Here is a 22,107-nt window from a genome sequence, read left to right as displayed (position 1 = left end):
TTAACGCCCACAGCACACGCGGCCGAAGCGCAGCGTAGGCTGTCCCGCGGAGCCCCGAAGGGCCATAGCAGTGTGTCTGTGATTGTTAAGAGTTATTGGCTCCATGCTCCTTATCCCAACAAAAGCAAACAAATAAGTAGTAGCTACCAAATAGGGCGTATATCCACATAATTGTAGGCCCCATGTGATCCATAGCACTATCGCCATATCTGGAATACAACAAAAATACTAGAAGTGCAGCAAAGAACGAAGTATTTAGAATAACCGTGCTAATAAAGCGCGAAACACCAAACCTGCTCCCCTGCCTCGGGCAAAGAAATGTAAATGGGAGCCACGCAAATTTCTGAGCATGAAATACGTTCATTATTTTAACAAACTCACCCATAAATCGATCCTTCGATTATGATTCTTAACGTTGCCAATAGGGGCGGCCGAAGCAGCGCGTAGGCCGTCCAGCCCAGCTATCAGCTGGGCTGGACCTAGTTATGTGTTTTCAATATCTGCCCAGGACTGGCTGTTTACTAACTTGACCTCTACACTAATCTCTTCAAATTCTGGAGAATAATCTTCAATATGAATAAAATCAGTGGGAATTTTATTACCTGACTCATCTTGAAGCATCAACTCCAGATCATCTCTCTTTTGATAATACTCATCATATTGCTCGCTGGCGAATAACTTAAAAACACTTTTTACTTTTTGATAGCCAGGACCTTGTATAAAACGTCCATGAACCATGCCCACACCTAAATCAGCATGCTCCAGCCTCGATTGACCTATGTAAAAATCTTTTGAAAGTATGTAGTAATTCATGTGGTCACATAACGCCTAAAGCACGGGCGGCAAAACCATAGCGAAGCGGCGGTTTTGGCGTCCCGTGCCTTTACTTGTTAAGCCTTGCCCGGTACTGGCTAAGTTTCTTGTTAAATTGTTTGAGGAACTCACTACATTTAAACTCTTTATCAAGGGAAAGAACCCTCTGAACTTCTGAGCTGATTTCGTCACACTGTTCGATTGTGGCACCGTCATTGCCATAAAGTATGCCGCTTGGCCATTCGTGCTCAGCATATTCAAGCCATGACACGATCGATTGAAGCAGCAATAACCTAGCCTCATCATTTTCTGGGTCAATTTCATGGCACTTATTGTAAAGGTCTAATTCAGTTACCCAATCAAGTGCCTCATGAGCAGTTTTTGATTGATATATATTTTGTGAGAGCTTACCTAGCCAGAGTGTGCTCGCTAAATCTCCTTTTGCATAGCCGTCACTAAGGATTGGAAACACCAGCTCATGGAATATTTCGTGCCGTATTCTTGAGTGCCTGTTTGTCTCTAACTTTGGCAAATACTCCCACACCCACTCTTCAATCTCTTTGCTGCTTTGAAATGAAGAAATAAAAGCACGAACTGATTTTGAAGCTTGCTTCTTCAATCCCTTTTCTTCGAATTCTCTGAACTCTTTATAGTGTTCAATATTCATAGAGGCTTAACGACTACAACAGGGGCGGCCGGAGTATAGCGTAGGCCGTCCCGCGAAGGGCCAAAGGCCCGTAGCAGCCTGCTTGTAATGGTTAAATGCTGCTGCCATAAAGCTCTATTTTAACTTTTTTGGAGGTATACCACACAATGTATATTTTTGTACCGACGCACAGGCCATTTATGAGTTCACTCGTGTGCACCACAAAGTCTGCTGTGCACTCAAATTTTTCATCCTCTTCATCGAACGGGTAACTCTCTTTAGTCCAGATACTCATAACAGTATCTAGAGTTTGCTCTCGCATAACCTCAACAATCTTACACTCTTCTGGAGTGATCGGATTCATAGGTATTGGATTAACATATGGATTTCTCATGGTATTTAACGCCCACAGCACGGGCGGCCGAAGCGCAGCGTAGGCTGTCCCGCGAAGGCCCGAAGGGCCAAAGCAGCGTGCCTGTGATTGTTAAGAGTTATTGGCATCATGTTCCTGATTCTAACAAAAGCACACAAATAAGTAGTAGCTACCAAATAGAGCGTATATCCACATAATTGTAAACCCCACGTGATCTATAGCACTACTACCAAATTTGGAATACAACAAAAATACCAAAAGTGAAGCAAAGAACGAGGTGTTCAGAATGACAGTGCCAATAAAGCGCGCAACACCAAATCTACTCCCTTGCCTTGGGCGGAGAAATGTAAATGGAAGCCATGCAAATTTCTTAGCGTGAAATACATTCATTATTTTAATAAACTCACTCATAACTCGATCTTTCGATTATGACTCTTAACGCCGCCAACAGCGGCAGTTTTGGAGCGGCGAAGCAGCGGAAAAACTGTCCAGCGCACGGAGTGCGCGATGCTGCTTGGCTTTGTTAGAGCCTGCTCTATTTTTGATAAAACCCACTACAAACATGACAACCAAATATGCCGCCAAAATGTAAATTGTGCTGTTTACAAAAACTCTCTTCACCATCCAGATAGTACATCTCCTGGGCCAAAGTGAGTTCTTTAGCCCATTTACAGGACTCTATAAAAGAAACGGCATCACCGTACCCAAGTGATTTCGCCAATATAGTAAAGCTACTCTCGCGAACTGCTTCGTTTACCGCTTTCCTAACCTCAAGTGGTTTTTCATAAAATTCTGACTCATCAAGGTAAGCAACAGCGTCTTTTTTGTGGGATACATCTATTTTCCCATAGACATCGAATCTTATCGGATCTTCCATGTGTTGTAGTTCTAACGCCTAATGCACCGAGCGCACGTCTGTGCGTCCGGTGCCTTTACTTGTTATAGGGATCACGCTACACAGGTTGTTTATACAACTTGCTTCTGACTTACATAAAGGCAACATAGCGTCATTTTCCGCACCGCAGTTTCCAATTAATGCACACGGATAAAAGTGCTTGCCCTGCCATATTTCTTGGTAGCGTGGATAATTTTTCTTTGAGATAGAATAGTTACACTCATACGGGTCATAGCTCGTATACACAAGCCTGCAATCGTGTTTCGTATTACACTGCTGCTCGTGCGCAGGAAATTCTTCGACCACACTAATCTCACCTTGCAGTAGCGAAGACGACGAGACTAGATACACAAGCGGCACAAGCAGGCTAACAGCGCCTAATATGACAATGTTCTTCGACACCTTTAAGCCCTATAACGCCTTTGTAATGGGCCGGAGCAAGCGTAGCTTGCGGAGGTCCAGCCGAAGGCGACATTCACAAACTTGTTAAGTGATTTTTTCATTCTATATAAAAGCTAAACCAATTTTTGTATTTGGCACTTAATAAATCTCGTATACCGAAATATAAGTCCAAATCTGTTAGAGTTATTGGTAAATTACTTAGTTTAGGTACAATTTCTTTATTTAAGTATCGGTTATCAAAGAACTTTTTTAGAACTTTGATAGTTTCATCTTTATTGAATATTTCGGTAATTATAAGATCATTTTTACGATCTTTACCAAGATTAGCAAGGCTTATTCCCTGGTGGTAGGCCCATATATGTTCTTCTGGACCTATGTAAGATCCAAAACTAATAATCTCCATAGTATCTTTTTTAACGAGATGTCCCGAGCAGCCGATCCATCCAATTGGAAAATAGAAAGCATTTTCATTTTCCAAAACGTTTTGTTTGGAATACCCATTGTCGGTGGGATCAAAATCTAAATCTTCTAGAATTGCTTTTTCAGCCTCATCGAGCAAAGAGTTACTCCTATAATCAACGGGTTGATAATTCAATTCACTGACTAATGACACAATGAATTCTCGCTCCTTGCGGAATTCATTCTGCTTCTCTTGGCATTCAAGATGATATCCTTCATTTCCACATGAACAAATTCCTGGGCCAAAAAGCCCGTCATCTCTATCGACATCATCTGTATACCACTTTTCAAATTCTGACATGATGTATTTTCACTTAACGCCTTGCGAATGGGCGAGCGGCGCGTAGCAGAGCGAGTCCAGGAAGCCTCCCCCCTTAAAGTAGACGCCACCTTATATTCATCTTATGCGGCCATTCTTTCATATTCATCTGGGCTTTTGAACCCAAGTGAACCATGTCTTCTTTTAAAGTTATAGTACCTATCAAGATACCAAGCTAAGTTAGCTCTTAGTTCCTCAACGGATTCAAAATTAAATCCTTTGAAACTCTCAGTTTTCAGTGTTTGAAAAAATGATTCTACATACACATTATCATTCATAAATCCTGGACGGTTCATGCTCGGCTCAATACCCAGTTCTTTGAGTCGACTTTGGTATGCATAAGCACCGTACTCAGAACCTCGGTCACTGTGAAATATTAGATCTGATTCTATATTTCTGCGACGAACAGCTTTATTTAGCGCTGACAGTGTTAGCTCAACAGTTCGAGTATCCGACAACTCCCAACCCAACACTTTCCGGGAGTAAAGATCAATAATCACAGCTAAATATTGCCATTGTCCATTGATCTTCAGATAGGTTACATCACCAGCCCATTGAGAGTCTGGTTTACTCGGCATACCATGCTCTCTTTGTAGGTTTTCAACCTTAATATAAGGATTTCCAGGCAAAGGGCGTCGACGATAGATCCTTCCAGCTTTCCCCACGATTCCAGCCTCTCTCATAAGGCGTTCAACGCGTTTGTGATTTATTCGTTCACCATTAGCTTTCAGCTCTGCGCTAATTCTTGGACTTCCATAATTACCATCATGCTGTGTATAGATAGCTTCGATACACCCTAGAATTCGCCTATTCTCTATGTCACGAGTGCTCTCATCTCGATTGAGCCACTTATAAAACCCTTGGGGTGAAACATTCAAGTATCTACATAAGTACCTGACACCAAAGTCTGATCGATTAAGAGCTATGAACGAGAATCTTTCAGCTTTGGATCTTTCAGGTACATTTCCCACTTTTTTAGGAAATCATTCTCCTTTTGCAATTTCTCGACCTGCTTTTTTAGACGTCTTATCTCTTTATCATCGGTTTGAGACCGATTTTTCGTTGTTTTTGTCATACTTATTCTACGACTGGGCTTCTCGACCAGCTTGCCTTCTCTACTTTCCTGTCGCCATCTATACACCATTACTGGATGCAAACCAATAATGTTGGCGATAGTAGTCGTATCTACTTTCAGTTGATTAGTGAGAGCTACCACTCTAACTTTGAATTCTGTTGAATATTCAACAACTCGCTCTTCACTCAGTATTTTCGGCATTTTTTCCTACCCTATTCAAAAGGTAGGCGTCTACTCAATGGGGGAAGGTTTCCAGCCCCGGTTGTTTTTCCGGGGCGAACATTGCGCATCTTGTTATGCCTTTGCACACACAGCGACCTGGTTAATTTCAATGAGCTGGCCCTCATTGGTTTGAAAAAACAGCTTGTTACTTTTATAAACAGCCACAAGGCTAGAGCTAAAGACATCGTTACTAACAACGTTCTCAGGAATTGGCCAGCCTGAAAAATATTGAATGCCACTCTGGCTTTTTATAGTAACGCACTCTTGATACCAATTTACCTTATCTTCAGAGCCCGACTCAATTACCCATCTGAATTCCGTTTCGAATGGTGATACGACTACAATTTCGTGGGCAGACTCGTTTTTGACGATGCTATTAAAGGTTGCGGGACACCCTGAGAGTAAGATTGATATAAGTACTACGTAAAATATTCGATTCATAATTTATAGGGCATAACATTTATATAGTAATCATTCTGACCACTATTATATTGACTACTATCTCATAATCAATCTGCCGCCATCACCACAGTTTCCTATTGAAAATCAGCTAGTTACACTAAAATGGTACGTTTAAACAAACTACAAAAACGATCACCATGACTACTATCTCAACTTCACCCTACTCACGTAACCCCATAATTTTTAAGTGCTTTCCACAAGCTTTCAGCCGAACCCAGAAATAACACTCATCATGATCATATTTCACTAAGCTGGCACTTACTAACTGGCGTAAATTATAGCCTAACCAACATTCGAATGAGCTTAGCCGTGAACTCTGAGCATGCTTCTAAAAATTAATATTTAGAAAGAGGGAGCAACTTGAAGGCAGGCATATCTGGATGGCTTAAGTAGTTTTTAAAGGCTAAGAAACTACCTCTACACAGTAGTCTGCTAGACCTCCAACCAATCTTACTGCCAAAACCCTATTTTTGAATATTAATACGCTCTATCACTTCCAACACCGAATCAAAGCCCTTGGTATGAAACGCATTCATACCCACCTTATTCGCCACCTCTACGTTTCTAGGGATATCATCCATGTAGACAACACTACTGGCTTCAACTTCCAGTTGCTCAAGCGCGTGCTTGAAAAATGCTTCATCGGGCTTTGCCATACCTATTAGGTGGGAAGCGAATATTCTGCCCAAATAGTTATGTGCGTTAAATTCATGAGTGATGCGTGGCCAGTGGAGTTCATTGGTATTTGTCAATGCAGCCACTTTGTAGTTTTTCTCTAGAGAACTGAGTAATTCAATTGCTCCTGGATAGAATCCTGCGGGCCAGTTTGTGAAATGATCGATAATAGCCTCTATCGATTCCTCTATTTCCAATTGAGACTTTAAAGCGTTTGCAAACTCTTCAGTGGTGATTTCTCCTCTCTCAAACTGCCTTACCGGACCGGAGATAATGACATCTGTCACAGGCGCTTTACCGGTTGGTAATGGACGGCCTTTTAGCTCTATTAGTACGCCGCCGAGATCAAACAGTAATACATCAATTTTCAAAACCCATAACCCTCATATTTTCAACGGCCAGAAACGCGCTGCTCACTCTTCACCATCAGATACACCTCGGTGAGACCAAGGCTAGTGCTATCAAATTAGCCAATATCATTCTTATCGTCCTACTTTCTTCCTCTCTATGATCTAAGATCCCAAGTACAATCAGAAGCTAGTAAGCAAACTATGACGACTTCCCTTCATGAGCTTGTGGAGATGGTGCTCGCAAGAAAGATTAGCGCAGTATCACTGATTGAAGAAGCTTGTGACAATGCAGTTGCTCATTCCGAACTCAATGCTTTTATCTGCCTCGATCGGCATGGCGCCCTTCAAAAAGCCAAATGCATTGACAGGGAATTGGCCTCCGGTAGCCACCGTAGACCTCTTGCCGGTATCCCCATCGTTGTTAAAGACAACATCAATGTAAAGGGTTTGCATACCACTGCTGGGACCCTTGGCATGAACTTTCTGCCGAAGTCCTCTGCCCCAGTGGTTGAGCGGCTAGAGGGATGTGGGGCCATAGTGGTTGGGAAGACCAATCTACATGAGCTCGCCTTTGGCGTAACCTCCAATAACGCTGCATTTGGTGCCGTAAGGAATCCGTGGGACATCGCTTGCTTCCCCGGCGGTTCATCGGGGGGCACCGCTGTTGCCGTAGCCGCAGGGATTGTGCCCGCTGGCCTCGGCAGCGATACCGCCGGCTCCGTCAGATTACCGGCGGCGTTAACTGGTGTTGTTGGCTTTCGCCCTTCAACTGGCACCCTTAGCAGCCAAGGAGTCGTACCCTCTGTGCCAGCATTTGACACAATCGGCCCTATGGCTGTTAGTGTCGAAGATACCATCTATCTGTTTGAAGTGATGACAGGGGTCTCCGTACCCCAATGCAAGCCGATCAATCAGTTGCGCTTGGGGCTAGCCCACCCTCTATTTGACAACCTCTCACCTGGAGTAAACCAGTCTTTCAGGGCTCTAATCAGTACCCTTATTGATGCTGGAGTAGACCTGGTAGAAGTAGACCTTTCGCCAATAGTTAGCGCCGCTCTCGAAATTGGATTTCCCGTCGGGTTTCATCAGATGCGGACAGCCATGGGGCATTTTCTGGCTAATTATCAACCACAAACTCAACTAGAGGGTTTGGTAGCAATGATCAAAAGTGAGGATGTGAAAGAGGTCTATCAGGAATCAGTGCTCGGCCCTAAGTCACCGCCAGACTCAGCCTATCAAGCGGCCTTAAAGAAATTGCTTGCTGTGCGCGACAGCTATTCGAAGATCATCCAGCAGCATCAACTGGACGCGATCGTATTTCCAACTGCGCCAATCGAAGCGCAACCCCTGGACACATCCTCATACCAACTGGAGCTAAATGGACAGACACTCCCCACCCTGGACACACTGATATGCAACAATGTCTCCGCACCAGTTACCGGTGCCCCGAGCATCAGTGTCCCCATCGGGCCAGGTACCAATGGATTACCGGTGGGCTTGGAAATGGATGGGTTACCTGGAGCAGATTTGGCACTACTTGCCGTAGCTAGACAGATCGAACAGGTAATAGCACTCCAAAAGTAAGAGGAACTATCCCCCCTCTTCCCCGCGAGGCATTGTCTTCCATATAGCGGTATTACTTGATGAGTAAATTGCTTTACCGTCAGTTGCTACGCTATACACGCCGCCGGGAACAAGGTAAAGATTAACCAGGGAGCCGTTCTCTCGATAGTGTCGCAGTCCGTCACCTGCCGCCACCCACAGATCATTTTTGGGGCCAGTAACAATAAAACCATCAGGAATCCCTACTGGTACAGACAACACCCATTGCTTCTCTTCCAATTTTTCCGGGGATAGCAAAGAGCTTACATAAATGTCTTTTGTTTTTTTGGGGTTGTAAGGATTCTTTCCATCGATAGCTGCAGTATCACCAATATAAATTTGGTTGCCTATTGGAGAGATTGCCAACCCATGAGGCATCATGTACTCCGCTGACAAGCGAATTAACTTTTTTGTTGAAGGATCAAAAGCGTAGACAGCTGGCGTTAACATTGGCTCAGGCTTGAAGCCTTGGTTGTAGCCATAATCTGGATCGGTGAAGTAGATCCAGCCAGAGGGTGACTGTACAACTTTATTGGGTGAATTAAATGGCTTGCCTTTATAGCCATCTACAAGCACTTCTCGTTGACCGTCTGAAAGGCTTATGCGGCTGATAGCGCCCGGGATTGCTCCTTTCCCCTGCTCTGCAACCAATAAATGTTCACCGTCATTGCTAAGCCACATGCTGTTTGCCATATTGCTTCGGTGCTTCCAGGTTACAACTTCGCCAGTAATAAAGTCGTAGTAACGGATCGATATTTGTGGATTCTCAATCTCTAAATCTGGAACACTGGTGAAGTAGAGACGTTTCTGGGAGGGTACATAAACAAGCCCCTCATGTGCATCCGTTTCCACCAAGATCGAATGGGTAGCCTGCATCGGGGAATTCCCCAGTAGATAATTGCTGTAAGTAATAGCCAAGAAAAGGACTGAGCTGAAAAGCAAAGAAAAGAAGACACTGGGGGATTTAGTAGTCATATCGCCCCTAATTAGACTTTATCTGTACGGATACTTCGGCGACTATTCTACTGTGAGCCGCTGAAGGTATCATCAGGGTCATTCTCTGAACCCACACTGGAAACGGCCTTATCCAGCATTCTATTGATCTCCCCACTCTCCTTTAGGCTTTCTAGAGCAGCATTTAGTCGTTCGAGCAGTTCCTTATTCCCTTTCTTAACACCGATACCAAAGGGCTTTGGCGGGAAGTCTCCACTAATATTCACCAGACGATATAAAGTCGGATAGGCTGATGCCTTACGCAAAAGTACTAGGTTAATAATGTCATTGGAGGCAGCATCAGCATTTCCGCTTTGAACAGCCTCTAAGGTCGCTGAGCTTGTGGGCGCTACAACCAATCTTGCCCCCTCCAATGACGGCAGGACAGCACGCATTCTTTTTAGGGAAAGTGAGCCTTTAGTAACAGCAATTATCTTACCTTCCAGATCAATAAAGCTCTCAATATCGCTATCTTTATGGACCAGTAAACCCTCCCCAGTGACGTAATAAGGAATCGAAAAGTCCACTTTTTCTTCGCGCTCTGGAGTGATGGTAAACTGGGATACCACCATATCCACTCTTCCGTCTTCAAGTGCCTTTATACGATCCTCATCCAGCACACGGGTTAGCCTTATATAGCCAGGGCCGCCAAATAACTTCTCCCCAATTGCCCTGACCAGGTCAGGCTCAAAGCCTTCTATAGCGCCAGAAGAGGGTTCTCTATACGCCAGCCCTGGAATATCATAAGTAACCCCAGCAACTAGCTCTCGATCCTCAAGATCAGCCCAAACATACCCCACATAAATAACCGATAAAACTAGCAAGCTGCCTATTAGACGGGACACTAGATACATAGCTAAGATCCAGTAATTTCAAACATATTGGCTCAGAGCCCCCTAAGTAATTCTGTAATATCCACTGAGACACCAAAGGCCGAAACCTTAGTCGACTAGCAGAAAGAGGCTATAGGTAAATATAGGCGTATATAAAACCAATACAGGTGATACTGCACTTTAAGCTACTACGGATATTGGCTTGCTGGCGTATCTATAATTGACAAGCGGACTATTCGTGCCACCAATACAATAAGCGCAATGTTTTTTCATTTTCATAATTACTAACATTGCGCTTGTTGACACCCACTTACTGCTTAGCACCTAACCCTTTCTCTTTTTCAACACCATCAGTTTTGCAAAGGTACGCACGGAGACTGTCTCCACCAAGTAGAAAGGACTATCACTAAAGAGTTGGTTCCATTCACTCAACGTTCGCTCCCGCCCACGAGTTCCCATCAACATCTGCATGTCCATGGCAGCCAAATTAAGGTCTGCGCCCTTCTCAGGTAATACTGCGTCAACAATGGCGAGCGTAGCATTTTGCCCTTGCATGGCAGAGTAAATATTCTTAAGGAGTCGCTTTGCCTTACTGTCATTCAGCAAGTGAAAAACGGCCGTACACAAGTAGATATCCTTATCACTATTAGCTACCGGCAGCCTATCGTTAATAATATCTGCTGGAAAGAAGTCCAATCGCTCTTCAACTGAATCACTCAATGAGTTTTTCCAGTACTCTCTTGCCGTCCCCTCAACATTATTCCTGTCGACCACCATCGCCATCATGTGTTTATATGAAGAGAGGACACTCGCACTTTTGCTGCCTTTTGCCCCACCCAAGTCAATAATCCTATCAAACCTGCTCCAATCAAAATCTTGTAAATACTGTAGCCCGGTAAGATTATCAACGGTATCCATAGCGTCCGAAAACAGCGTGCTGACAGATTGATGATCATTCATATAATCAAACATTTCCTGATCATAAACACCTTCAAAAGGCACACTCCCATCTTTAATATGATCTTCAAACCCATTAAACCATGGCTTGCTGAATTCTGGGGAGTTATGCATGAGCACCATGCTTCTTACGCTGTTACTGGCATCACTGCGCAACACTTCAGAGTTTCGATTGTGCGAAAAGTGCCTTGCTTTTACCTCCTTAAAAATCCCCATTGCACACAACATCCTCATCAATCGATATAGATGCTCTTTATCTGCATTACAATCATTTGCCAGCTTTTCTACTGGAACAACTTCACCGTTAATATGATCAGCTATATTTAATCGGACAGCCGTATACAGACATCTAGACTGCCAAAATAGCGATCCAATTTGCATTACTCGAAATGGCGGAGGCATCAGAACATTAGGAATATTACAAATACTATTAATCATATTAGAAGCGCGTTGAAAGACCCAATTTACGGCCCTATTTCTTTGCATTGACTGGGGCATAAGAACTCCTCAGAAATAACATCCGATTAAAAATAGATATAAGAGACCGGCCTCAACTCGCAGAGACCTTGTTGCTATAAGCTTTGCAAACCTGACTTCAGAAGTCGGCCATTAAACTCTGCTAGCTGTTTTAAGAAATCGGGGTCCATAACGTGCCCCATTTGCTCTTCCAAGACAGGTTTGGCCAACATCGGCAACATAGCCAAACTGACAAATGAAATCCTGAGCAAATCATACTTGGGGTCTTCAGATTCGGTTTCTTCACCTTTAATTTCTGCTAACCGGCGAGTCCCCCTTTGACGCCCCCGCTCCAGGAGCTGACGGATCACATTTTTCCCCGGCCCTTGATTAAGTGCCATGACTTTCAGGATCAGAGCCGGAAACTTGGGATTCTCTTGCATGGTGGAGTAGTAAAGGGCAAAGAAATCTCCAAAATCCCAATCGCCATCAAGGCTGAGTTGCTCTACGGCCTCGATCAATGGCAGAAGGGTTTGGCGGATCATATCTTCATAGAGGCCATCCTTGCTACCGAAGTAATATCGAATCATCGATACCGCCACTCCAGCCTTAGCAGCAATCTGGCGAGTTGTGACCCGTTGGTACTCATCGTTCAAAAAGCACTCTCGCGCCGCATCGATTAGCCGATTGGCAACATCCGACTCTTGCATAGGCCCGCTCCTTCCTATCTAGCTTGCAAGAGAGGCTAACAGGGCACTCTACTGCCTTCCAGGCTATTTGTTGTTCAATTTGAGGGGTTTGTACGACTGGTTGACGTGGCCCCATATCCCCAAACTGGATACGACCCCACTCATTCATATGAAATTGTGTCGAAGATATTCGTAGTTTAGAGCAAGTGGATTTGAATCTGGCACTAATTACCCAGCTAACAAAGCACCTGGGTTATCCCTAATATTCAGAATACAAGTATTGCTAATAACACCAAGATATACACTCGAAAATTGATAGTCATCCTCTACATTTTATCTCGTTCGTAAGCCCGTCCTTCGAGAAATGCCACGAATCAAATCTCGCATTCTGAATCAACTTAAAACCACCTATCGACCTCAAATCCAAACATCGGTATTCTCCCGCGCGGCGGCATATTCATCCTGATTTAACTTGTTGCCAGAGTTAATCAGGCACGCCTCCTACTCGACTATTTATGGATAAAAGTTTGGCAAAACTTTAAAAACATTTTCAAAGCAGGAACATGAAAATGAAACTATTTACCAGTACCGCACTGGGAATTTCAGCAACTTTAACTTTAACTTTAACTTTAACTTTTCAGTCTGCAATGGCATACAGCCAGGCTGTAGATATAACGATACCAAGTTACACCGGCAATGAGTTTGCTCAATTGGAAGAGCAACCCAAATCGAGGCAAGTCATTATTGATGGCAAACTATACCAGCTGACCGGAGATATGCTGGAGCCAGTTCAAGAGGATTCCGGTCAAGTTAGCATTATGTCCGCTGTTGAAATATCAGCGAATAAGTGGCCTGATGGAATCATATATTACGACTTTTACGATAGTGTCACTGAAGAAAATCAACAGCGTTTTATCGACGCCACCAAAGTCTGGGAAGAAATTGCGGACTTACAATTTTTAAGGCGCACCGATCAATCAGACTACGTTCACGTAAGAAACGGAACTGAAAACCGCTCCATGGTTGGAAAAACTGGCGGCGGGCAATTCTTCAGCATGAACAACTGGGATACCAAGTACATTATTGTCCATGAATTGGGCCATGTTATTGGTATGAGGCATGAACATCAGCGATCTGATCGTGATGAATATGTCGAAATCATTGAGGATAATATTAAACCCGAGTATGTCCACAATTTTGATATACGGCAAACCCACAACTACAGTAACTATGACTTCCTGTCTGTAATGCACTATCCATCACGTGCATTTTCGGTTAATGGCCAAGAGACAATTATCCCTAAATCGGGTTATGAGCACTTCAGCCGTATAATGGCCCAGCGTATCGACTTGGGCGGCGGTGACCAGGTTGCAGCAGCATCCCACTATGGCGTGGTCAATATTAATATTCCTGACCCTGCATTCAAGTCATATTTGACTTCCTATTTCGACACAAACAATGATGGTGAAATCGACAGCCTGGAAGCAGCAAACATTGAAGAAATTCGCACTCCAGGCAACGGGGAAATCCAGTCACTGCAAGGGATTCACGTATTCCGATACTTAAAGCACTTAACCGCTGTTAATGAAAACCTCACCGAGTTACCCGAATTACCTAAACGTCTAGAAACGTTAAATATTGCCGGCAACTACTTGGACACTGCGCAATTCGAGTGGGTAATGGACCGACATTTCTTAACCGCTATTGATGTTACGGACAACCTCCTCGATGTCTACTCCTGCGAGGCACTTGAATTAATTGATTCTTATCTTAATGAAGGGAGCATTAGCTTCAGCCCCGCTAAAGGCGGTAATTCATTAGTTTGTGATGAGGAGGCAGAGCTAACTCTCCTCCCATCAAAAACGCGAGTGAACTTAAGTAGTAAAGGCGAAAAAGTATTCCATATTGACGTGCCCGAAAATGCTCAAACCCTGACAGTTATTACTGACAATTCAGGCGGTGAACTGGGCGGTGAAATGAATATGTATGTAGCCTATAATCGCCAGCCTACCACAGCCGATTTTGACTTCAGTTCTGAAAATAGCGGTAATATTGAAGATATTGAGATCACTTCGCCGGAAACCGGCCGCTGGTACATATTACTGTCTCCTATCGAACGCTCCTTCGAGGGGGTAGATTTGACGGCAACGGTAACCCTGGCTGATCAGTCCGACAATATTCTGATTAATCAGAAACCTGTCAGCGGTCTTAATGCCAGTGCAGGAGAGTCGTTGTTCTACACCATCACAGTACCGGAAAATGCCAGCGACCTTTCATTTGAGATATCCGGTGGTAGTGGCGATGCGGATCTCTATATTCGTTTTGCTAGCAGACCTACTGAATCAGTCTATGATTATCGGCCCTATTTAGGTGGCAATGAGGAGTCCGTTGCTATAGCAAACCCAACTCCCGGGATCTGGCATGTCATGCTCCACGGCTACTCAGACTTCGATCAAGTATCCCTGGTCGGCTCTTTTACTGAATCATCTACTGATGAATTTTTAATCCCTGGCGAGGTTATCTCTGACCTGAATGGCCATGCAGGAGATCAATTAGAGTTTAAGATTGAAGTTCCTGAAGGAGCGACCCAGCTTTCTGTAGCTACGGGGGCTGCTCTATTCAACTCCGTTGGTGATGCAGATCTCTACATCAAGCACGGTGAACCCGCCACTGAGTCAAATGCCGACTACGCTTCTGAAAACTGGGGCAACTATGAATCCATTGATTTGAACACTCCTCAATCGGGCACTTGGTATATTACCATCTATGGTTATACCAATTTTGAAAATGTTTGGATTAGTGCTGATTATTGAAGCATGAATAATTAACTAATAATTTGGTAGTAGAGCTTCGTTAAATCAACGGACTCTACTACTCCTCTTGAGGGGTAAATTTGCATAGAATTTTACTAATAACTTAACCACTTGTAACATTACAGTATGTATTTAGAGGTTAAGAAATGACTATCCCAACGCGCCAGATCCGCGCTAGCTTTAATAATCACACCATTCGCGTCTACCAAGCATACAACACAGCCATTGCAGATTCCGCCCTACAAAACGGAACCTTTGTATCCCCACCATTCAAAATGGAACGTATGACTTGGATTAAACCCTCTTTCCTATGGATGATGTACCGTTCGGGTTGGGGAGAAAAAGACAGCGGACAAAACCGCATTCTGGCGATAGATATCACTAGAGAAGGATTTGAATGGGCCTTACAGAATAGCCTGCTTAGCCACCAAACCGATCAATACCCTACGAAAGAAGCATGGTTGGAGGCTAAGAGAACTACACCTGTCCGTATTCAATGGGACCCTGAACGGAATTTAGATCTGGAACCCCTTCCTCACAGAGCTATTCAGATTGGGCTGTCGAATAAAGCTGTAATGCTTTACGTTAACGAATGGATTCAGAAAATTACTGATGTAACTGAAAGCGCCCACAGATTTCACCAACTAGTCAAAGCGGGAGAATTTGAGCAAGCGGAGAATCTTCTTCCCTCAGAGGTTAAGTACCCCTTAAGTGTTTCATTAAAAGAAAGATTGGAAATGTAAATCTGCACGGCCAATACCAGCGTTAAGCCCCTGTGACACATCCAAAAACCGCAAAGTCCGATGAAAATTTTGGTCAGCAAATGGGGCCCAATTGAACTGATGGTATTACTTTTAAAAACCAATATAGAGAATGACAAGCAGCGTTATCCTTCTCCCCAGAAATACAACAACCCACAGTAGACTTTTCAAACAAACACAAAAAATATAGGCACTAAAATGATCTTATTGGATTTTATTAAGTTTTTTTAGTGTCAAAGCTGCGTAAAATTGATGAATATTTATCGGAATTAGAGTCTTACTAAGCAGTTTTTAAGGATTGTTGATTCAAGCAAATCCAAGACTCTTTCTTAGAGGAGAACAGTAGCGTGACGTAAAAGTAAGTAAAAGGCGCTGACCCAAGGTGCGCCAACACCAGGGGCCAGCTAACCAAATTGATAAATCACCTATCAAGAGTCGAGTAGACCAAAGGAACTTCCCCTTCGACCTCTCACAGAACCGTACGTGAACCTCTCAATTCATACGGCTCTTCGTATTCAGCACATTTTCAATCTTCCCATTCTCCAGTGTGCAAACAAGCCGCGCATTTGTTGACGAACCTTTCCAATAAAGGCCCAACTCTTGAAACAGCTTCGCTTCAGATGCTTAAACTTCTTCCTAGCCCAACGCATCAGCGTTTGATCAAGATACTTCTGTAACCGATAAACACCATATCTCCGCCCAAAGTGACCATAATAGTTCAGCCAACCCTGTATTGCGGGATTAAGTACCTTTGCCATTTCAGATAGTGATCGATCCACCCAGTTAATCACACGCCACTGCCTAACCTTATCCTTGATCCTCTTGAAAGCTTTAGGGCTCATTGAAGGACTAAATGCGGTGAAGATCTGTCCTTGGCGATTCCTTGCTTTTCTGGGACCAAATCGAAACCCCAGAAAGTCAAAGTGGATCACTGGGTGGGAGTCTTTACGATTACTATTCTTGCAATAGACCTTGCGCGTTTTCTCTGGATGAGCCTCAAGCCCGCAGGTAGCCAGGCGTGCTTTTAGAGCCGCCAGTAAGCGATCCGCCTCACGAGGATTACGACAATGGTAAACAGCATCATCCGCGTAACGCTCAAAAGGAATATCTCTGTGCGTTCTCACCATCCAGGCGTCCAGCGTGTAGTGCAAAAACAAGTTTGCCAGTAGCGGGCTGATTACACCCCCTTGTGGAGTACCTTGTGTTCGCTCTTCAAGCTGTCCGTCCCGATGTTGTACTGGAGCCGTTAACCAGCGCTGTACATAGAGTCTGACCCACCGATGATTATTATGTTTATCTAATGCCCTCAGCAGAAGTTCGTGATTAATATTGTCAAAGAAACCTTTGATATCTAAATCAACTACCCAGATTCTATCCCAGCATCGTTGTCGAGCTCGACGCACTGCGTCTATAGCAGATTTGCCTGGCCGATAGCCGTAGGAGTCAGGGTGAAATACCTTCTCCAATTCTGGCTCCAGCAGTTGCTTAGCCACCATTTGTGCAATGCGATCTTCGATTGTGGGGATACCCAGTGGTCGCAGGCTGCCATCGAGTTTCGGAATATCCACTCGTTTGACGGCTGATGGAAAATAGCTGCCAGATGACATCCGATTCCATAGCTTGTAAAGGTTTTTGACGAGACTCGATTCGTATTGCTCTATCGTTATCTCATCAATCCCCGCTCCGCCGCCATTAGCCTTGATCTGCTTCCACGCTTCCCAAACCGCTCGCTTGGGAATATTGAATGGCTTTGCGCTAATCGTTAATTCCTCCCCATCTGGGTTGATTACACGGTTAGTCGCCGAATACGACAACCCCTTCGCTCCACGTCCATTACAGCCGCTTCTCCACTACTACGGGTTGTTCCGCCCCTGTGACCAGTCTTGGTACTCAACGTCTTGTAGGGCCTCTACTTGACGCTCTTCCTTAACACCTGGACGACAGGTTCTCCTGTTCCACCCAAAAGCCTGCTGTGTGTTCACGCCACCTCTATGCCGGATGCCACTCGGTCGGTAAACAGGTAACCTCCAAGCTTATCCCCGCACTTAGCCAGTGCACGGGTTTTGACATCATCTTGGTAATACGCTTTCGACACCTCATCAGTGGTTCATTTGCATTCGTCTCTACACAACATACCTGACGTATCTCGTACGCCTTTTCCTCAATCGCTTCTAACCAAAGCTCTTTACTCCGATCACCTTGAGGCGGTTTGTTACCACTTCCTGCAAAGCGATAACGGAGGGCCGACCTCCATCTCCTGGATAGCACGTATTTTTTTATTTATAAAAAATAAATAAAAAAAAATACTCAGGACGCACTGGCTGTATGCATAGTACGCTAGAAACCCGCTCGTCTTCAATAAAGTCGAGAAGATCCAGTAGTTTGGAGCGATTTCCCAAGCCCTGGGAGCGTAGTGCCCGCCTTTTCTTCTTTTATGCTTACCGTTCTCGCGCTCCCCCCTGCCTTTCCTGCAATCACGACTTTCTAAGCCTTCCGGTTTCGGAGCCAAAAAAATAGCTTGAAATTCAGTAGGAAAAAATATGTTGATCTTGAAGCGTCGGACTGGTGAAAACCTAAGAATTGGAACAGACATCTCACTCAAAGTACTGGAGGTTAAGGGCAACCAAGTGAAGATCGGGATCCATGCCCCCAAATCCCTAGCAGTTCACCGCGAAGAAATTTATAGACGTATTCAAAGGGAGCAGAAACTCAGTAACAGAAAACGCTGAGAATCAACTTCCCTTTAAATGAGGGCCCACAATGGGCCTCAACCTCAATCTATCGGCCAAGGTTTTCCAACTCTTTCACAAAGAGCAACTCACTAAGCCAACCCAAAAGAAATCCATAGGCTCCTTGAGTGTCCCCCGCTAAATTAGCGCCCTTACATCCTCGCCCGCTAAATCCAAAGCCACTAAAACTACCACCTTTGCTCACTTGCCACGCAAATGCGAATCATTATCATGTTCGGCAGTTTACTTGCTGGAAGTCCTCTCATGTTTCGCAAAACCCTGCTAGCTACCGCACTCGCAGCCGCAGTACCCGCCTCCCTCGCCAATGAAACTCCTTCAGATCAGCCCACGGTAATGGAGGAAACCGTAGTAGTCGGTGTGCGCCAGCGCCTCTATGAGCGCGGAGCCTTGCTGGATGCAATCCAGAAAACTGAGGTTGTTGATGAAAGTCTGATCAAATCCCTGCAGGCGGTTAACCTCACTGACGCCATTGAAAAGTCCCCCGGTGTTCGGGTTTCCAATGAGTGCTCCATGTGCGGGGTGAAACGAATAATGCTGAACGGTATGCGCGGTGAGCACTCTACCATCCTCACCGACGGCGTTCCTCTTCACACCATGATGGCTGGCTATTACGCAGTGGATGCATTGGCCACAACAGGTGTCTCTCGTATCGAAGTGGCCCGAGGTGCGGGAGCATCGCTGCTCGCACCCGAAGCGATCGGAGGAACCATCAATGTCATCTCCAAGGAAGTCGAGGAAACCGGCCTCAACATCAATGCCTCTATGGAGGACAACGACAGCTATTTTCTAGGCATGATGGGCGGCTATGTAAGCGATGATGAACGCACCCGCACATCACTGGTCATTCAGGACGATAAACACCACCAGATGGACAATGATGACAACGGTGTTAGCGAAGCTCCGCTGCAAGAGAACACCAGTTATGTAGTTCGCCTCTCCCATGACCTGGGTGAGCGGGACAACGTGGTACTGCGCACAGCCTATACCGACTCCAGTATTTTTGGCGGCCCCCAGGGATTCAGCATTGGTTCCGTCCTGCAAGGCTACGATGGTGTGGAATCTGACCACTTGTTTGTCGACGACGATGTACGGCAGCAATACATTGGCAAACCCTGGGAAACCACCGAATGGATCTCCACTATTCGCAGTGAAATTTCCTCAAGCTGGCTCCACGAATTCAGCGAATCCTATAACACGCTGTTTACTGTCGCCTGGTCTGAGCACAAGCAGGACTCCTTCTACGAAGGCTTCGATTACACCGCTACAGACACACTCAACTACTTCGACCTGCGCAACAATTTGATCCTTAACGATCAGCACATGCTCACATTTGGTGTCGATCTTCGCGATGAATCCATGCGCTCCGACTCTGTCGCAGGAGAGGAAAGCGATAATTACATCGAAGATAGTTTCGACTACCAAACTACCGGCCTCTACATACAGGACACCTGGACCGTTTCACCGGACCTCGAAGTGGCACTGGCCATACGCGTAGACAATGCCAAAGCCGACTTTGTCGCCGAGCAAAAACCCGGTACAGAGATCGATGAAACGGTGGTCGCCCCTCGGATAGACCTCCGCTATCTGCACGACGACCAGTGGACCTCCCGGGTAGCGCTGGGACGAGGATACCGAGCCCCCCTATCCTTTTTCGAAACAGATCACGGCATTCTTGATGCCGGTGATGGCTTTGCCATCGAGATCGAAAACCTTGAAAAATCTCTATCCGCAACTTATGCATTGAGCTTCGAGGGAGAACGCCTCAACAGCACCCTGTCACTGGCATTTACCGAGGTAGATAACCTCGCAGCACTAAGCGAAACCGAGGATGGAGTACCACTGCTTACCCAGATGCAGGAAAGCGCCTCCGTAGGTGCTGCCGATATCACTCTCGGCTACGCGCTCACTGAAAATTTGACTATCGGTGGCACACTGGAGACCTATGATTACGACGATGTTTTCCGGGAATCTTTTGCCATTGCTCCAGTAGAGCAGCGTGCACTATTCAATCTGGATTACAAAGCGGATTACTGGATGCTATACGCCAGCGCTACCTGGGTGGGCTCCCGGGACTTGGATGAATTTGGTTACGAAGGTTTCAACCAGTTGGGCGACTCCACGTTAAAAAGCACAAGCGCAGACGCCTATTGGACAGTAGATCTTAAATTAACCTTTGACGTCACTGAAAACCTGAGCCTGTATTTGGGCGGAAACAACCTGACAGATTACACCCAAGTCGAGGAAGGTGAGAGCCCTCTATTCTGGGATGCCAGTGGTGCCTACGACGTAGCCTATATCTACGGCCCCCTGCGTGGACGAGAATATTACCTGGGCTTCGACTGGAACCTGTAATGCGAACCTGGCTCGCACTAATCACACTTCTGTTCGCGCCTGCTGGCGCGACAGAAGCTGCCATTTCCCTTTACGATTTTGAACTGCGCAGCCTCGCCGGACCCGAGCGTATCAACTTGCAGCAATTCAAAGGGAAACCCAGCTTGATAGTACTGGTTGAACCTGATTGCCCCTGGTGCTTTCGCCAGGTTCGAGCACTCAACCGGCTTACGAGCGAGTGCTCCCAACAGTTTCAGCCCATCGCTCTGGGTATCAATGGCTCCCGAAAAGCCCTACTGGCTGAATATCGAAAGCTACGCCCGGAATTCCCCATGCTTCAGGCAAGCACACAGCTTCAACAAGTACTGGGCGAAACTCCCGGCACTCCATTTAGCTTCCTGATAGCCTCCAGCGGAGAGCCGCTCAGCTGGCTAAGGGGTTATATTCCGGATAAGAAACTACAACCGATTTTGGAGAGGAGCTTTGACTTCAAATGTGAAAGTACTCTCGGGACAGTCTCATAAATTAGAGAATTGAATACTACGATTTTTGTTGAAATAGGAATCCTGCTAGACCTTAGGTACTTATAGATTGAAGATATAGGCAGTGATGCTGTGGATATCAGCTCACTTAGCTATTCCCCCTAATTTAGAACTGTGGCAAGAAGATCTAAGGATAATTTTAGGCTCACTAAGTCAGCGAAAGTTTACAAGTTGATATCATTATCAAGCCCGCGCCTACTCCCTTTTGGCGGTCCCCACCTAACACAGGCGCCATCTTTTTCCAAAGTGCCCTTCAGTACATCACATCTAATTTGAGGCGTTGTTATTTGCTGTCTGCAATAGGCTAATGATTTATCTGGATGAGAATCTTCACAGTACTCAGCAAGTAACTCGCTCGCTTTCTCCGGCCTGCTTAGATAAACAACACTAACTAGCAATAACACAACCAGTATCGCAACTCTCATGGATTAAATCCTGGGTAATATAGAGCTACAATAAATAGCATTGTTCACAACACAACCCTTTTCTTAAAATTCCAAACTGTATTAGCAATGTAGGGCACCCAACAAAGCCACAACGATAAATATCAGAAATATTGACACAGAATAGAATAAGGAATCAAACTCCATGAAATTGTATAAATTACACACAGCCAATATTCCTGCCATTTATAGTCCTGGCTTTCTAAATAATACGCCTTACAATCGTTATATCTTTTCCTGGGTGTG

At 45.1% G+C, this 22,107-nt stretch carries 19 protein-coding genes; 6 read left to right on the top strand and 13 right to left on the bottom strand.

The window, feature by feature from the left end:
* Positions 1 to 483: 483 nt before the first annotated feature.
* The 8 genes from ACG1BZ_RS09240 to ACG1BZ_RS09205 all read right to left on the bottom strand — a co-directional run bounded on the left by ACG1BZ_RS09240 (position 484) and on the right by ACG1BZ_RS09205 (position 6,712).
* A complete protein-coding gene (locus ACG1BZ_RS09240) occupies positions 484 to 813 on the bottom strand; it encodes a hypothetical protein (protein WP_413665353.1) in 330 nt (109 codons plus the stop codon).
* A gap of 70 nt (positions 814 to 883) precedes the next feature.
* Complete coding sequence (locus ACG1BZ_RS09235; protein WP_413665352.1) at positions 884 to 1,480, bottom strand: hypothetical protein; 597 nt, start codon at positions 1,478 to 1,480, stop codon at positions 884 to 886.
* A gap of 91 nt (positions 1,481 to 1,571) precedes the next feature.
* Positions 1,572 to 1,853 (bottom strand): hypothetical protein, encoded by a 282-nt coding sequence (locus ACG1BZ_RS09230; RefSeq protein WP_413665351.1) that lies wholly within the window; start codon positions 1,851 to 1,853, stop codon positions 1,572 to 1,574.
* Positions 1,854 to 2,367: 514 nt separating this feature from the next.
* Entirely contained in the window at positions 2,368 to 2,709 is a 342-nt protein-coding gene (locus ACG1BZ_RS09225; RefSeq protein WP_413665350.1) for a hypothetical protein, read from the bottom strand.
* Between the two features lie 517 nt (positions 2,710 to 3,226).
* Complete coding sequence (locus ACG1BZ_RS09220; RefSeq protein ID WP_413665349.1) at positions 3,227 to 3,889, bottom strand: hypothetical protein; 663 nt, start codon at positions 3,887 to 3,889, stop codon at positions 3,227 to 3,229.
* Positions 3,890 to 3,990: 101 nt separating this feature from the next.
* The gene (locus ACG1BZ_RS09215) at positions 3,991 to 4,878 is read right to left on the bottom strand and encodes an IS3 family transposase (RefSeq protein WP_413662311.1); all 888 of its coding nucleotides are present in this window, start codon (positions 4,876 to 4,878) and stop codon (positions 3,991 to 3,993) included.
* Positions 4,830 to 5,183, bottom strand: coding sequence for a transposase (locus ACG1BZ_RS09210; protein ID WP_413662312.1), 354 nt, complete (start codon positions 5,181 to 5,183; stop codon positions 4,830 to 4,832). Before ACG1BZ_RS09210 ends, ACG1BZ_RS09215 begins: the two co-directional genes overlap by 49 nt.
* A 947-nt stretch (positions 5,184 to 6,130) precedes the next feature.
* A complete protein-coding gene (locus tag ACG1BZ_RS09205; protein ID WP_413665348.1) occupies positions 6,131 to 6,712 on the bottom strand; it encodes an HAD family hydrolase in 582 nt (193 codons plus the stop codon).
* 180 nt (positions 6,713 to 6,892) lie between these two features.
* Here ACG1BZ_RS09205 and ACG1BZ_RS09200 point away from each other — a divergent pair, with 180 nt between their 5' ends.
* Positions 6,893 to 8,275: an amidase family protein gene (locus tag ACG1BZ_RS09200; protein WP_413665347.1), complete on the top strand. Its 1,383-nt coding sequence runs from the start codon at positions 6,893 to 6,895 to the stop codon at positions 8,273 to 8,275.
* Positions 8,276 to 8,281: 6 nt separating this feature from the next.
* Here ACG1BZ_RS09200 and ACG1BZ_RS09195 read toward each other — a convergent pair whose 3' ends face one another.
* The 4 genes from ACG1BZ_RS09195 to ACG1BZ_RS09180 form a co-directional block, all read right to left on the bottom strand.
* Positions 8,282 to 9,169: an SMP-30/gluconolactonase/LRE family protein gene (locus tag ACG1BZ_RS09195; RefSeq protein ID WP_413665346.1), complete on the bottom strand. Its 888-nt coding sequence runs from the start codon at positions 9,167 to 9,169 to the stop codon at positions 8,282 to 8,284.
* A gap of 146 nt (positions 9,170 to 9,315) precedes the next feature.
* Positions 9,316 to 10,140 (bottom strand): transporter substrate-binding domain-containing protein, encoded by an 825-nt coding sequence (locus ACG1BZ_RS09190; RefSeq protein ID WP_282933242.1) that lies wholly within the window; start codon positions 10,138 to 10,140, stop codon positions 9,316 to 9,318.
* A 303-nt stretch (positions 10,141 to 10,443) separates the two neighbouring features.
* Positions 10,444 to 11,574 carry a methyltransferase gene (locus tag ACG1BZ_RS09185; protein WP_413665345.1) on the bottom strand — a complete coding sequence of 377 codons (1,131 nt, stop codon included), beginning with the start codon at positions 11,572 to 11,574 and terminating at the stop codon, positions 10,444 to 10,446.
* A 74-nt stretch (positions 11,575 to 11,648) separates the two neighbouring features.
* Complete coding sequence (locus ACG1BZ_RS09180) at positions 11,649 to 12,242, bottom strand: TetR/AcrR family transcriptional regulator (protein WP_413665344.1); 594 nt, start codon at positions 12,240 to 12,242, stop codon at positions 11,649 to 11,651.
* A gap of 548 nt (positions 12,243 to 12,790) precedes the next feature.
* Between ACG1BZ_RS09180 and ACG1BZ_RS09175 the strand changes: the two genes are divergently transcribed.
* Together ACG1BZ_RS09175 and ACG1BZ_RS09170 are read left to right on the top strand one after the other, a co-directional pair.
* A complete protein-coding gene (locus tag ACG1BZ_RS09175; RefSeq protein ID WP_413665343.1) occupies positions 12,791 to 15,034 on the top strand; it encodes a pre-peptidase C-terminal domain-containing protein in 2,244 nt (747 codons plus the stop codon).
* Between the two features lie 146 nt (positions 15,035 to 15,180).
* The gene (locus ACG1BZ_RS09170) at positions 15,181 to 15,777 is read left to right on the top strand and encodes a DUF4291 domain-containing protein (RefSeq protein ID WP_413665342.1); all 597 of its coding nucleotides are present in this window, start codon (positions 15,181 to 15,183) and stop codon (positions 15,775 to 15,777) included.
* Positions 15,778 to 16,310: 533 nt separating this feature from the next.
* Here the strand turns inward: ACG1BZ_RS09170 and ltrA are convergent.
* Positions 16,311 to 17,609 (bottom strand): group II intron reverse transcriptase/maturase, encoded by a 1,299-nt coding sequence (ltrA, locus tag ACG1BZ_RS09165; protein ID WP_413662121.1) that lies wholly within the window; start codon positions 17,607 to 17,609, stop codon positions 16,311 to 16,313.
* A gap of 726 nt (positions 17,610 to 18,335) precedes the next feature.
* Between ltrA and csrA the strand changes: the two genes are divergently transcribed.
* The 3 genes from csrA to ACG1BZ_RS09150 all read left to right on the top strand — a co-directional run bounded on the left by csrA (position 18,336) and on the right by ACG1BZ_RS09150 (position 21,400).
* Positions 18,336 to 18,524 carry a carbon storage regulator CsrA gene (gene csrA / locus ACG1BZ_RS09160; RefSeq protein WP_108732829.1) on the top strand — a complete coding sequence of 63 codons (189 nt, stop codon included), beginning with the start codon at positions 18,336 to 18,338 and terminating at the stop codon, positions 18,522 to 18,524.
* 264 nt (positions 18,525 to 18,788) lie between these two features.
* On the top strand, positions 18,789 to 20,897 hold the full coding sequence (locus ACG1BZ_RS09155; RefSeq protein ID WP_413665341.1) for a TonB-dependent receptor plug domain-containing protein: 2,109 nt from the start codon (positions 18,789 to 18,791) through the stop codon (positions 20,895 to 20,897).
* Positions 20,897 to 21,400 (top strand): TlpA family protein disulfide reductase, encoded by a 504-nt coding sequence (locus ACG1BZ_RS09150; protein WP_413665340.1) that lies wholly within the window; start codon positions 20,897 to 20,899, stop codon positions 21,398 to 21,400. The genes ACG1BZ_RS09155 and ACG1BZ_RS09150 overlap by 1 nt, the downstream gene beginning before the upstream one ends.
* Positions 21,401 to 22,107: the final 707 nt, after the last annotated feature.

Origin of the sequence: Microbulbifer sp. CNSA002 (assembly GCF_047324085.1) — a bacterium.
Lineage (GTDB): Bacteria > Pseudomonadota > Gammaproteobacteria > Pseudomonadales > Cellvibrionaceae > Microbulbifer.
The sequence above is the reverse complement of the archived record's forward strand: the minus strand, read 5'-3'. Positions and strand labels throughout refer to the sequence as shown.